The sequence below is a fragment of the Citricoccus sp. NPDC055426 genome (assembly GCF_040677445.1).
In the GTDB taxonomy this organism is placed as follows: Bacteria; Actinomycetota; Actinomycetes; order Actinomycetales; family Micrococcaceae; genus Citricoccus.
Map to the genome: position 1 here is coordinate 1 of NZ_JBFARZ010000005.1, position 13123 is coordinate 13123.

General features: G+C 71.9%; 12 protein-coding genes and 1 rRNA gene. 12 read left to right on the forward strand and 1 reads right to left on the reverse strand.

The genetic code is table 11. From position 1 onward, the window contains the following. From rrf to AB0K08_RS09115, 12 genes are all read left to right on the forward strand, one after another. Window positions 1-88, forward strand: a 5S ribosomal RNA gene (gene rrf, locus AB0K08_RS09060); the annotation flags it as partial. Window positions 89-281: 193 nt separating this feature from the next. Next, window positions 282-1409 (forward strand): hypothetical protein, encoded by a 1128-nt coding sequence (locus tag AB0K08_RS09065; protein ID WP_363353583.1) that lies wholly within the window; start codon window positions 282-284, stop codon window positions 1407-1409. 3 nt (window positions 1410-1412) lie between these two features. Then, window positions 1413-2246, forward strand: coding sequence for an HAD-IIA family hydrolase (locus tag AB0K08_RS09070; protein WP_363353586.1), 834 nt, complete (start codon window positions 1413-1415; stop codon window positions 2244-2246). Continuing rightward, window positions 2243-2419, forward strand: a complete 177-nt coding sequence (locus AB0K08_RS09075) for a hypothetical protein (protein ID WP_363353588.1) — start codon at window positions 2243-2245, stop codon at window positions 2417-2419. Before AB0K08_RS09070 ends, AB0K08_RS09075 begins: the two co-directional genes overlap by 4 nt. After that, the gene (locus tag AB0K08_RS09080) at window positions 2416-3240 is read left to right on the forward strand and encodes a TlyA family RNA methyltransferase (protein ID WP_363353590.1); all 825 of its coding nucleotides are present in this window, start codon (window positions 2416-2418) and stop codon (window positions 3238-3240) included. Before AB0K08_RS09075 ends, AB0K08_RS09080 begins: the two co-directional genes overlap by 4 nt. Before the next feature lie 70 nt (window positions 3241-3310). Further along, on the forward strand, window positions 3311-4417 hold the full coding sequence (locus AB0K08_RS09085; RefSeq protein WP_363353592.1) for an NAD kinase: 1107 nt from the start codon (window positions 3311-3313) through the stop codon (window positions 4415-4417). Beyond that, entirely contained in the window at window positions 4414-6171 is a 1758-nt protein-coding gene (recN, locus tag AB0K08_RS09090; RefSeq protein WP_363353594.1) for a DNA repair protein RecN, read from the forward strand. Before AB0K08_RS09085 ends, recN begins: the two co-directional genes overlap by 4 nt. Before the next feature lie 5 nt (window positions 6172-6176). Then, window positions 6177-7916, forward strand: coding sequence for a CTP synthase (locus tag AB0K08_RS09095; RefSeq protein WP_363353596.1), 1740 nt, complete (start codon window positions 6177-6179; stop codon window positions 7914-7916). Beyond that, window positions 7913-8605 carry an NUDIX hydrolase gene (locus AB0K08_RS09100; RefSeq protein ID WP_363353598.1) on the forward strand — a complete coding sequence of 231 codons (693 nt, stop codon included), beginning with the start codon at window positions 7913-7915 and terminating at the stop codon, window positions 8603-8605. The genes AB0K08_RS09095 and AB0K08_RS09100 overlap by 4 nt, the downstream gene beginning before the upstream one ends. A gap of 62 nt (window positions 8606-8667) precedes the next feature. Then, on the forward strand, window positions 8668-9681 hold the full coding sequence (gene xerD / locus AB0K08_RS09105; protein WP_363353965.1) for a site-specific tyrosine recombinase XerD: 1014 nt from the start codon (window positions 8668-8670) through the stop codon (window positions 9679-9681). A gap of 117 nt (window positions 9682-9798) precedes the next feature. Next, window positions 9799-10710 (forward strand): hypothetical protein, encoded by a 912-nt coding sequence (locus AB0K08_RS09110; protein ID WP_363353600.1) that lies wholly within the window; start codon window positions 9799-9801, stop codon window positions 10708-10710. A gap of 175 nt (window positions 10711-10885) precedes the next feature. Then, window positions 10886-11839, forward strand: coding sequence for a hypothetical protein (locus AB0K08_RS09115; RefSeq protein WP_363353602.1), 954 nt, complete (start codon window positions 10886-10888; stop codon window positions 11837-11839). A 120-nt stretch (window positions 11840-11959) separates the two neighbouring features. Here AB0K08_RS09115 and AB0K08_RS09120 read toward each other — a convergent pair whose 3' ends face one another. Further along, window positions 11960-13114: a bifunctional 2-methylcitrate synthase/citrate synthase gene (locus tag AB0K08_RS09120; protein ID WP_363353604.1), complete on the reverse strand. Its 1155-nt coding sequence runs from the start codon at window positions 13112-13114 to the stop codon at window positions 11960-11962. Between the last annotated feature and the right edge of the window lie 9 nt (window positions 13115-13123).

Genomic DNA, 13123 nt, shown 5'->3' on the forward strand with positions numbered 1-13123 from the left:
CGGTCCCATTCCGAACCCGGAAGCTAAGGCCCACTGCGCCGATGGTACTGCATCCGGGAGGATGTGGGAGAGTAGGACGCCGCCGGACAACCATTGAGGGAAGGGCCCCGCACTGAAGTGCGGGGCCCTTCTCGTTTAACATAACACCTTGTTGCCACGCCCTGTCCAGCCAGGTCGTTTCAACCAGGTCGTTCCAACCACGTCGGCTACGCTGGTGTGGCTCACGCACGGGGCCGAGTGGCCCCAGGCGTTGTTGTCTCAACGTGAGAGAGGATTTCTGGATGCCCGAGAACCAGGAGCAGTCCGGCCCATCGGATCGGCCGCGTCGCCAGGGCGGTGGCCGTCCCCCGTCGGGCGGCCGGCAGCGGCGTGACGAACGCCAGGGATCGGGCCGTTCAGGGTCCCGTTCCTCCGGGTCGGGCTCGGGCTACCAGGGGCAGGACCGCCGCGGCGTCCGCCACAACGGTGGCCCCCGGCGGGATGATCGCCCGGCGGTGCACAACCCCAGTGATCTGCGCAGCGCCAACCGCCCGGATCGGGGCAAGTCCCCGGAGATCGATGACGATGTCACCGGCAAGGAGCTGGACCGGGCCACGAGCCGGGAGCTGGATACCCTGGACGAACGCAATCGTCCCTGGGTCGCCCGCCACCTGGTGATGGCCGGCCGCCTGCTGGACCTCGATCCTCAACTGGCCTTCGAACACGCCCTGGCCGCGAGCCGCCGGGGAGGGCGGCTGGGCTGTGTCCGGGAGGCGGTGGGACTGACCGCCTACGGCGCCGGGGAGTACGCCGAGGCCTTGCGCGAGTTCCGGACCTACCGGCGCATCACGGGGGACAACACCCACCTGCCGGAGATGGTGGACAGCGAGCGGGCCCTGGGCCGTCATGACAAGGCCTTGGAACTGGCCGCAGAGGTGGATCAATCCGGTCTGGACAAGGCCACCCGCGTGGAGCTCGTGATGGTCCTCTCCGGCATCCACCGTGACCTCGGTGATCTGGACGCCGCCCTGTCTGTGCTGCAGATCCCGGAATTGGACCGGAACCGTGGCTTCTCCTTCAGTCCACGACTGTTCCGCGCCTACGCGGATGCGCTCTCAGAGGCTGGTCGCGAACGGGAGGCGAAGGCCTGGCAGCGGCAGGCGTCGGTGGCCGAACGTGCCCTGGGCACCGGGGACTTCGAGGAACCCGAGATCGTGGACTTCGGCCTCGACGACGAGCCGGAGGAACGGCGCCCTCGGGCCCGAGACCTCGTGCCGCCGCAGTCCACGCCGGGTCAGGACCGGGTTCCTGGGGCCACCCTGGACCAGCAGGACCTGGAGTCCATGGACACGGCGGACTCTCTGGAGCAGGTGGACGCCCCCGCAACAGAATCGCCCCTGGCCGACGAGCGGGACGCCCGGGACCACTGAACCATGGCGAGCCCGGTCTTCTTCGGCGGCCATGACGCCGTCCTGTGCGATCTGGACGGCGTGGTCTATGCCGGTGACGCGGCCATCGACGGTGCCGTGCGCACGCTGCGCGAGCTGGCCGAGCGCGGCATCGCGGTGGCCTATGTGACCAACAACGCCTCCCGCTCCCCGCAGGCGGTGGCCGCGCACCTCCGGGAGTTCGGACTCGACGCCTCGGCCGAGCAGGTCTTCGGCTCGGCAGCCGCGGGCGTCTCCCTGCTGGGCGAGGTCTTGGCGGACTCAACGGGGCCCGGAACAGATCCCGGAGCGCCGGCCACCGTGCTGGTGGTCGGATCGGACTTCCTGCGCGGCGAGGTGGAGCGAGCCGGCCACCGGGTGGTCTCGAGCGCAGCAGATGGACCGGACGCCGTGATCCAGGGCTTCGATCCGGCCGTCTCCTGGGCGGATCTGGCCCAGGCCTCCTATGCCGTCCGGAAGGGGGCCCACTGGATCGCCACCAACGCCGACCTGACGATTCCCCGGGCCGAGGGGATCGCCCCTGGAAACGGGGCCCTCATCGAGGCGGTCTCGCACGCCACCGGGATCCGTCCCCGCGCGGCCGGCAAGCCGGAACCCCTGCTGTTCCAGCGTGCGGCCGAGGCGGTCGGCGCCCGGCATCCGCTCGTGGTGGGGGACCGGCTGGACACGGACATCCTCGGGGGCAACCGGGCCGGTTATGACACGGCGCTCGTGCTGACCGGCGTGGACACGGAGGCCACCGCCGGCGCCGCCACCGCGGCCGAGCGGCCCACCTGGATCATCAGTGGCCTGCCGGAGCTGTTGGGAGAACCGCGATGACCGGGGTGCCGGAGCCGATGGACACCGGTGACCCGGCCGCCGACGCGATCCTCAGCGACCTGCGGGACGCCGAGGACGGAAGTCCCGACGAGGAGTTCGAGGCGTACCGGGCCGCCTTGGACTCGCTGGCCCAACTGCTGGAGGACCAGCCACGACTGCCGGGGCTGTCGTGAGCAGCGGCCCCGGGCCCGGAACCGGCAGCCGCCTCGATGTGGCGCTGGCCCAGCGAGGGCTGGCACGGTCCCGCAGCGAGGCCGCGGGACTCATCGCGGCCGGCGAGGTGACCGTCAACGGCTCCACCGTGACCAGGGCCTCCTTCCGGTGCGCCCCCTCGGACCGGCTGGCCCTGCGGGTCGTCGGCCCCCGGTACGTGTCCCGCGCCGGACACAAGCTGGCCGGCGCGCTCGAGGTGTTCGCCGACGTCGTTCCCCGGGGGAGGCGCTGCCTGGACGCCGGCGCCTCCACCGGAGGGTTCACGGATGTCCTGCTCCGAGCCGGCGCCCAGCGGGTGGTGGCGGTGGACGTGGGACATGACCAACTCGTGGACGGACTCCGCACACAGGACCGGGTGGACGTCCACGAGGGCTGCAACGTCCGGGACCTGACCCCCGGACACATCGGTGGCGTGGTGGATCTCGTGGTCTCCGACCTCTCCTTCATCTCCCTGCGTCTGGTGCTCGGCCCGCTGGCCGGAGTCTGCCGCCCCGGCGCCGACCTGGTGCTGATGGTCAAGCCGCAGTTCGAGGTCGGCCGCCAGGCCCTGCCCAAGACCGGTGTCGTGGTGGACCCCGCAGCGCGACGCCGGGCGGTCGCCGGGGTGCTGGAGGCGGCCGTGGCCGCGGGGTTGCGTCCCCGCGGGATCGCCCGCTCCCCGTTGCCGGGCCAGGACGGCAACGTGGAGTTCTTCCTCTGGCTCCAGCGCAGGACGGACCCCGCCCCCGCCACCCAGTCCGGCACCGCGTGGCTGGACGAGCACCCCGTCGACTGGGCCTGAACCGGAGCGCTGTCCACCGCCGGGGCAGGCCGCCGACGCGGCAGCGCCCACGGTGGGTATCCTTGAGGCCATGCCCCGTAAAATCCTGGTCCTCGCCCACACCGGACGCGAGGACGCCATCCGGGCAGCCGTCCACACCTGCACCGCGTTGCAGGAGTCCGGCTTGGTACCGGTGCTGCTGGACAGTGACGTGGAGTCCATCCGGGAGGCCGTCCGGCTGGGCCTGGTACCCCCGCTGCAATCAGCCCCGGCCACCCTGGGCGTGGACTGCCAGCTGGCCGAGATCAGCCTCGGGGTGGTGCTCGGCGGTGACGGATCCGTGCTGCGCGCCGCGGAACTGGTGCGGGACTCCGAACTGCCGTTGCTGGCCGTCAACCTGGGGCACGTCGGCTTCCTGGCCGAATCCGAGCGGACCGACCTGAGCCGCACCGTCGAGGCCGTGGTGGCGCAGGACTACAGCGTCGAGGAACGGATGGCGATCGACGTCCGGGTGTTCCAGGGGGAGGACCTCGTGGCCCGCACCTGGGCCCTGAACGAGGCCAGCGTGGAGAAGTCCAACCGGGAGCGGATGCTCGAGGTGGTCACCGCCGTGGACGGCAGCCCGATCTCCACCTACGGCTGTGACGGGGTGGTCATGGCGACCCCCACCGGGTCCACGGCCTACGCCTTCTCCGCCGGCGGCCCCGTGGTGTGGCCGGAGGTCCAGGCGATGCTGATGGTGCCCATCAGCGCCCACGCGCTCTTCGCGAAGCCGCTGGTGGTCTCCCCGGACTCCGTGCTCACGGTGGAGGTGCTGCCACGGACCAACGAGCCGGGGGTGCTGTGGTGCGACGGCCGGCGGACCGTGGACCTGCCCCTCGGCTCCCGGATCGAGGTCACCCGGTCGTCGCAGCCGGTGCGCATCGCGCGGTTGTCCCGCACGCCGTTCTCCGATCGGCTGGTGCGCAAGTTCAACCTGCCCACCAAGGGCTGGCGCGGCCCCATCACCGCCCAGGACCGGGCCGAGACCGAGGCGCGGGAGTCCCGGGCGGTCTCTCGACGTCCTGCGGCGGACCCCTCCTCCTCCCGGGGTGTCTCCGTGGTGGAACCGCACCACCTGGCGCCGAGACCCGGCGTGGTCCCGCCCGCCACCGCGGCGATGCCCGTGATCCCCCGAGGGAATGAGCCGCAGGAATGATCGAGTACCTGTCCATCAACGGGCTGGGCGTCATCGGCGACGCCACCGTCGAACTGGATCCGGGCTTCACGGTGGTGACCGGTGAGACCGGCGCGGGCAAGACCATGGTCGTGACGGCGCTGAACCTGCTGCTGGGGGCCCGCGCGGATGCCGGGGCGGTCCGCCACGGGGCCTCCCGGGCCACCGTGGAAGCCGGGTTCCGTCTCGCACCCGGCCACGCCGCCGTCGGCCTGGCCACCGAGGCCGGGGCCGTCCTGGACGCCGACACGGATCCGGACGACGCCGCGGCGCCAGGCGATCCGGCCGAGCTGGCGCTCGTCGTCACCCGCTCCGTGGGGGCCGCCGGGTCCTCCGGCCGCTCGCGGGCCTCCGCCGGGGGCCGGGGCGTCCCGGTGGCCCTGCTCAGTGAGTTGGGTGAACACCTCGTGGCCGTCCACGGCCAGACCGACCAGCTGCGCCTGAAGTCCCCGGCCGCCCAGCGCCACGCCCTGGACGCCTTCGCCGGCTCCGCCGTGACCGAGGCCCTGGCGGCCTACCGCCGCGACTACGAGGCATGGAGGCAGACGGCCGCCGAGCTGGCCGAGATCACCACGCATGAGCAGGACCGGGCCCGTGAGGCGGAGAACCTGCAGCGATCGCTCGAGGAGATCGACCTCGCCGCCGTCGAGGAGGGAGAGGACCTGGCCGTCCGGGCGATGATCGAACGGCTCGAGAACGTCGAGGAGCTCCGGGCCGCCTCACTGGGCGCCCACGCGCACCTGGCCGGGGCAGACGCCGCCGACGCGGTCGAGATCCCGTCCGCCGAGGCGCTCATCGAGGCCGCCCGGCAGTCGCTGCTGGGAGCACCGGGCCAGGACGAGGACCTGACCGGGATGGCCCGGAGGCTGGCCGAGGCGGGGATCCTGCTGGCGGACATCGCCGGGGACCTGGCCGGATACGCGGCGCGGCTGGACGACGACGCGGCCTCAGACCTGGACACCGCCCAGTCCCGGCTGGCCGAGCTCACCCGACTGATGCGGCTCTACGGGCCCGAGCTGTCGGACGTGATCGGCTGGGCCGAGGAGCACCGGCCCCGGCTGGAGGAGCTGCAGGGCGACTCCGGGCGGATCGAGGAGCTGACCGGTGAGGTCGCCCGGCTCGAACAGCAGGTGACGGCCGGAGCCACCGAGCTGACCGGGCTGCGCACCGCGGCGGCGCGGGAGCTCTCCGGCCTGGTCAGCGATGAGCTGCATGCCCTGTCCATGCCGGACGCCACCTTCCACGCCACCGTCACCACCGGCGGGGAGCCCGGGCCCCACGGTGCGGACGAGATCCAGCTGCTGCTGCAGCCCCACGCCGGCGCGGAACCCCGCCCGCTGGGCAAGGGCGCCTCCGGCGGCGAGCTCTCCCGCGTGATGCTGGCGCTGGAGGTGGTGCTGGCCGCCACCGATCCGGTCCCCACCTTCGTGTTCGACGAGGTCGACGCCGGGGTGGGCGGCGAGGCCGCCGTCCAGATCGGACGCCGGCTCGCCCGGTTGGCCCAGCACGTGCAGGTCATCGTGGTGACCCACCTGCCCCAGGTGGCGGCCTTCGCCGACCGGCACGTGAAGGTCACCAAGGACTCGGACCGCGAGGCCGGGTTCACCACCTCGGATGTGGCGGCCCTGGACGGCGAGGACCGGGTCGGAGAGCTGGCCAGGATGCTCGCCGGCCGCTCGGGCTCGGACGCCGCCCGGGACCATGCCCGGGAGCTGCTCGAGGCTTCGCACGCCTGAACCGGGTGCTACGATCGAACTCCGTGGTGCAAAGAACCTCTCGATTCCAGAAATCTCCCAACGCGACCCGCCAGATCTTCGTGACCGGTGGAGTGGCCTCATCCCTGGGGAAGGGCCTGACGGCATCGTCCCTGGGCCACCTGCTCCGGGCCCGCGGACTCTCCGTGACCATGCAGAAGCTGGACCCGTATCTCAACGTGGACCCCGGCACCATGAACCCCTTCCAGCACGGCGAGGTCTTCGTCACCGAGGACGGTGCCGAGACCGACCTGGACCTGGGCCACTACGAGCGTTTCCTGGACGAGAACCTCGACGGCCTGAACAACGTCACCACCGGTCAGGTCTACTCGACCGTCATCGAGAAGGAACGCCGCGGCGACTACCTGGGGGACACGGTCCAGGTCATCCCGCACATCACGGACGAGATCAAGCGGCGCATGCGCCTGCCCGCCACGTGGGGCGGCAGCCAGGACCAGGCTCAGGGGCGCGCCACCGGCCGCACGGCGCCGGACGTCATCATCACCGAGATCGGCGGCACGGTCGGCGACATCGAGTCGCAGCCGTTCCTGGAGGCCGCCCGCCAGGTGCGCCAGGACATCGGCCGGGACAACGTCTTCTTCGTCCACGTCTCCCTCGTGCCCTACATCGGCCCCTCCCACGAGCTGAAGACCAAGCCCACCCAGCACTCGGTGGCCGCACTGCGGTCCATCGGCATCCAGCCGGACGGGATCGTCCTCCGCTCGGACCGCGAGGTGCCCCAGGACGTCCGGGACAAGATCGCCCGGATGTGTGACGTGGACACGGACGCCGTCATCAACTGCGCCGACGCCCCCTCGATCTACGACATCCCGAAGGTGATCCACGCCCAGGGCCTCGACGCCTACGTGGTGCAGGCGCTGGACCTGAAGTTCAAGGACGTGGACTTCTCCACCTGGGACCGCCTGATCCAGGTGGTCCACCACCCGGCCCACGAGGTCGAGGTCGCCCTGGTGGGCAAGTACATCGACCTGCCGGACTCCTACCTCTCCGTGACGGAGGCCCTGCGGGCGGGCGGCTTCGGCAACGACGCCCGGGTGTCCCTGCGCTGGGTGGCCTCGGACGAGTGCGAGACCGTGGCGGGGGCCCGCCGTGCCCTGGACGGGGTGGACGCGGTCTGCGTGCCGGGCGGCTTCGGGATCCGGGGCCTGGACGGCAAGATCGGCGCCCTGCGCCATGCCCGCGAGCACGGCATCCCCACCCTGGGCCTGTGCCTGGGGTTGCAGACGATGGTCATGGAATACGCGCGCAACGTGCTGGGTCTGACGGACGCCTCCTCCACGGAGTTCGAGCCGGACACGGCTCACCCGGTGATCGCGACCATGGCGGAGCAGGAGCAGATCGTCAGCGGGGGCGGGGACCTCGGCGGCACCATGCGCCTGGGTTCCTACCCGGCCACCCTGGTGCCGGGATCCGTGGTGGCCGAGGCCTACGGCAGCACCGAGGTCGCCGAGCGCCACCGCCACCGCTATGAGGTCAACAACGAGTACCGCTCCCGGCTTCAGGACGCGGGCCTGGTCATCTCCGGCACCTCCCCGGACGGCGCCCTGGTGGAGTTCGTGGAGCTTCCGCGGCAGGCGCACCCGTACTACGTCTCCACCCAGGCCCACCCGGAGTTCTCGTCCCGCCCCACGGCCCCGCACCCCCTGTTCACCGCACTGGTGGCCGCCGCCCTGGCCCGCCGGAGAACCGGCGTAGCCACCCCGTGACGCACCCTCCTGAGCCGCCCGCCACGGGGCCGGCCCCCTACACCGGGCACGACGGCGGCCCGGTCGCCGACGTGCCCGGCGCCCGTCCCGCGGTGCGCAGCGAGACGGCGTTCTCCGGGGCCGTCTGGGACGTCACGCGCGAGTCCTTCCGGATGGCGCCGGACGATCCCGAGGTGCTGGTGCGGGAGTTCATCCGGCACCCGGGCGCCGTGGCCGTGGTGGCCCTGGACGGCGAGGACCGGGTCCGGATGATCCGGCAGTACCGCCACCCGGTGGGGGAGGAGCTCTGGGAGATCCCCGCCGGCCTGCTGGACGTCCCCGGCGAACCGTGGGTGGACGCCGCGCGGCGGGAACTGGCCGAGGAGGCGGACCTGCGGGCCGAGCGGTGGGAGGTGCTGGCGGACTTCTACACCACCCCCGGCTCCTCCTCCGAGGGGATCCGCGTGTACCTGGCCACCGGGCTCTCCGAGGTCCCGGCGGCCGAACGCCACGAACGCACCGGTGAGGAGGCCGGCATGCCCCTGGCCTGGGTCCCCCTGGGGCAGGCCGTGCAGGCCGTGCTGGACGGCCGGCTGCACAACCCCTCCCTGGTGGTGGGGCTGCTGGCCCTGAGCGCGCACCGGGCCCGGCCGAACACGGCCCTGCGACCGGCGGACGCGCCCTGGCACGGCAGCCCGGGCCCGGCGTGAGTGCCGTGCCGGGCGCCGAGGCAGGCTCGGGGCCGGAGACCGGGCCAGGAGCCGCCCGGGCCCTGGAGCGTCCGGCCGAGGCCTACCTGGACCACCTCGCCGTGGAGCGAGGCATGTCCGTGAACACGCTGGCGGCGTACCGCCGGGACGTGCACCGCTACCTGGGCTGGCTGCACTCCCAGGGGGTGGGTGAGCCGCGGCAGGTCACCCGCCACCATGTGACCGGCTTCCTGCAGGCCCTGGGCACCGGGGCGGACGGGGGCCACCCGCTGGCACCGCGCTCCGCGGCCCGGACCATCGTGGCCGTGCGCGGGATGCACCGGTTCTGGACGCTGGAACAGCTCACGCCGACGGACCCGGCCCAGGACGTCACCCCGCCGCGGCCCGCGCAGGAGCTGCCCAAGGCCATCCGCGTGGACCAGGTCACCGCCCTGTTGGAGGCCGCCCCCACGGACACGCCCGCCGGACTGCGGGACCGGGCCCTGCTCGAGTTCCTCTATGCCACCGGGGCCAGGATCTCGGAGGCGGTCGGCCTGGACGTGGACGATGTCATCGGGGCGGTGCGGTCGCCCGCCGGTGGGCCCACCGGTGAGCCGGGCGGCGCGGGGGAGACCGGACCGGGGGAGGCGGGCCCCGCCGTCGTGCGCCTGTTCGGCAAGGGGTCCAAGGAGCGGGTGGTGCCGCTGGGCTCCTACGCGGCCGCCGCCCTCGAGGCCTGGCTGGTCCGCGGCCGGCCGGCGCTGTCCGGGCGCTCGGGGTCCGGTGGGGCGGCGCTGTTCCTCAACCAGCGCGGCGGGCGGCTGTCCCGCCAGTCCGCCTGGACCATCCTGAAGGGCGCCGCCGACCGGGCGAAGCTGGACGTGGAGGTCTCTCCGCACACGCTGCGCCACTCCTTCGCCACCCACCTGCTGGAGGGCGGGGCGGACGTCCGGGTGGTGCAGGAGCTGCTGGGCCACGCCTCCGTCACCACCACGCAGGTCTACACCCTCGTCACGGCGGACACCCTGCGTGAGGTGTACGCCGCCGCCCACCCGCGGGCCATGACGATCCCACAACATCGGGGCGGACGGTCGTGACATGGCGCACCCCGGGTGGTCTGATGGAGGCTACCCGAACGGCAGACCAGCGGACGAAGGCCGTGACGCCCGGGCCCTGAGGGGCTGCGGGGCCGCGGCGAGGGGAGCGCCTTGACCATGACCAGGAGCAGCACCGATGCCAACATCACACCTCGTGCCGACCTCCCGGCCCGCCGACGACGGCAGGCGGTCGCGACCCTGGGACTGGGCGTCGGACTGGTGCTGACCGGCTGCGGCTCGGGCACCGGGGCCGACCCCTCGGAGACGGCGGGGACCTCGGCGCCGGTGGAGACCGTCACCCAGACGCCGAGCCCCACGGCCAGTGCCACCGTCACGGAGACCGCCTCCGCGGCGCCGTCCGGCAGCGGCGGCTCGGACGAGGAGACGCCGGCCGGGGGCACGGAGACCTACACCACCGAGTCAGGGACGTTCAGCTGGACGCTCCCGGAGACCTGGACGGCCAGCCAGGAGGAGTACAGCGAGGACTCCCTGGACTATGTGGGGGAGCCCTACGAGGTGGTGCTCTTCCAGCACCCCGAACTCGGGATGGAATACCGGGCCACCACGGGAGTCGGCCCCACGGACAACGACGGTCCCAAGCCGGAGGTGGTGGAGGTACTTCAGGCGGAGGAGCTGCCGGACATCCCCGTCAACGCATCGGAGCAGGCCGTGGGATCCGGGCCCGTCTGGTACCGGGCGGCCCTGTACCGGGCCGCGGAGGACAACCCGGATCCCGAGTCCTTCAAGGGTGGGGAGTTCCTGCTGACCGTGCAGGTGGTCAACATCGACGAGGACCTCGACCCCGAGGCGACGGACGACTCCTTCTGGTCCTCATGGTTCTATGACCAGCCACCGGCCGAGGGCCACACCGAGGGGGCGGCCGCCTTTCTGTACGGCAGTGTCACCCAGGCCTCAGCCGAGGAGGTCACGGGCCTCGAGGGCGAGGAGGCGTTGCGGGCCTTCCTGGATACCGAGGAGTATGCCCAGTTGCGGGACCTGGCCACGTCCATGCAGGTCGAGACCCCTTGAGCCGGATGAGCCGGTGAGCCGCCGAGCTGGCGTTCAGGCCTGAACGGCGGCTGGGAGGGGGGCCACGAAGCCATCACGATTCGAGCGCGGGCGCGGTGCACGGGTGTCGAAAGGTTGCCTGACTTGGTCCACTGGGCAGTGGCCATCGAATGCCCCCACAGAGGAGGAACCAGTCATGCGCGATAGCACGATGCACCCGGACCATCACGAGGCGAGCACCTCACCCCGTGGCCAGGCCGGTCACCGCCGCCGCCGGCAGAAGTTGCCGGCGGCCCTCGGACTGGGACTGGCCGGGGCCCTGGCCCTCTCGGCCTGCGCGGGGTCTCCGGAGGCCTCGGCCACTGACTCGGCCACCGTGGACGGATCCGCCACCGTGACGGAATCGGCCACCGCGTCGGAGGCGTCGGCGCCGTCCGAGACCGCCACCCCCACGGCGACCTCCGAGCCGGAAACGGAGGAATCGAATGAATCCGAGGAATCCGGGCAGGCCGGTGGCACGGACATGGACGGCCCCACCCAGACCCACAGCACCGAGGGGGACCACTTCCAGTGGACCCTGCCGGCCAGCTGGACCGTCACCGAGGAACTGGCCGGGCCGGACACCTCCGATGAGTACGGGGTGGAGAACGAGCGCTGGGTCTTCCAGAACCATGACGAGAAGGCGTTGTTCACCGCGGACACGGGCCAGGGCCCCATGGACGGTGACGGCGTGAAGCCGGACGTCGTGGAGGTCCTGGAGACCGAGGAACTCGAGGACATCCCGGTGGATCCCTCCAACGACGGCGACGTGCACTACCGCGCCGCGATCCTCGAGGACAACGGCCAAGGCGGGGAGCAGGGCTTCTTCGAGGGCGAGGACTACCGGCTGGCCGTCCAGGTGACGACCGTGCCCGAAGGGACCGACCCCGAGTCCACCGAGGAGTTCTGGGATGCCTGGACCTATGTCCTGCCGCCGGCCGAGGGCACGGAACAGGGCACCGCCGCCACCCTGCAGGGCCACATCACCCAGGCGGACGCCGAGGAGCTCACCGGTGAGGAGGGTGAGGACGCCCTGCGCGCCGTCGTGGAGACGGGCCAGTACCAGGAGCTGCGGCTGGTGGCGACCTCGATGGAGGTCACCGCCCCCTGAGCCGGCCCACCCTGAGCCGGCCCCTGAGCCGACTTTGAGGGCGATCCCACCGGTGGGATCGCCCTCAAAGTGTTCCTGCGGTCGGCGGAAGCGCTCCGGCTCTGTGCCCCGGTTCTGTGCTCAGGCGCCGGGCACGTGCCGCTCGTCCGGTCCGTTGTACGCGGAGAGGGGGCGGATCAGCGAGTTGGAGGCGCGCTGTTCCATGATGTGCGCGGTCCAGCCGGTCACCCGGGCGGCGATGAACAGCGGGGTGAACAGCTCGGTGTCGAAGCCCATCAGGTGATAGGTCGGACCGGCCGGGTAGTCGAGGTTCGGCTTGATCTGCTTGGCCTCGTCCATGGCCTGCTCCAGGCCGTTGTAGAGCCCCAGCATCTCGTGGCGGCCGAAGTGCTCGATCATCGCGTCGAGCGCCTTCTTCATGGTCGGCACGCGGGAGTCGCCGTGCTTGTAGACGCGGTGCCCGAAGCCCATGACCTTCTTCTTCTGGGCCAGGGCGTCCTCCATCCAGGCCTTGGACCGGTCCTTGGCCTGATCCTGTGACTCCTCCGGCCGGATGCCGATCTCGTCGAAGGTGTGCATGACGGCCTCATTGGCGCCGCCGTGCAGGGAGCCCTTGAGCGCCCCGATCGCCGCGGTCACGGCCGAGTGCAGGTCGGAGAGGGTGGAGGTCACCACGCGGGCGGTGAAGGTGGAGGCGTTGAAGGAGTGCTCGGCGTAGAGCACCATCGAGACGCGGAACGCGTCCACCACGGCCGGATCCGCCTCCTCGCCGAAGGTCATCCACAGGAAGTTCTGGGAGTAGTCCAGATCCTCGCGCGGGGCCACCGGCTCGGTGGGTCCCCCGGCGGTGCGCCGGCGTTGCTCATAGGCGACGACGGCGGGCAGCTGGGCGAACAGGGTCGTCGCCTTCTCCATCTCCGCCTCGGGCGAGGAGTCCTCCGATTTCGGGTGCTGGGCTCCCAGGATGGACACGGCCGTGCGCACCGAGTCCATCGGGTGGCAGGTGACGGGCAGCAGGTCCAGCGCGGTCTTCACATCCGGGCTCAGCGAGCGGTGGGCGCGCTCGTGGGCGGTGAACTCGGCCAGCTGGGCGTCCGTGGGCAGCTCACCGTGCCACAGCAGGTGGGCGACCGCCTCGAACGGCAGGGACGCCGCCAGCTCCTGGACGGGGTAGCCGCGGTAGAGCAGGGAGTTGGACTCGGGATTGACCTTGGAGATGGCGGTGTAGTCCGCCACCACTCCGGCGAGTCCCTTCTTGATCTCAGTGTCAGTCATGGGGTGTCC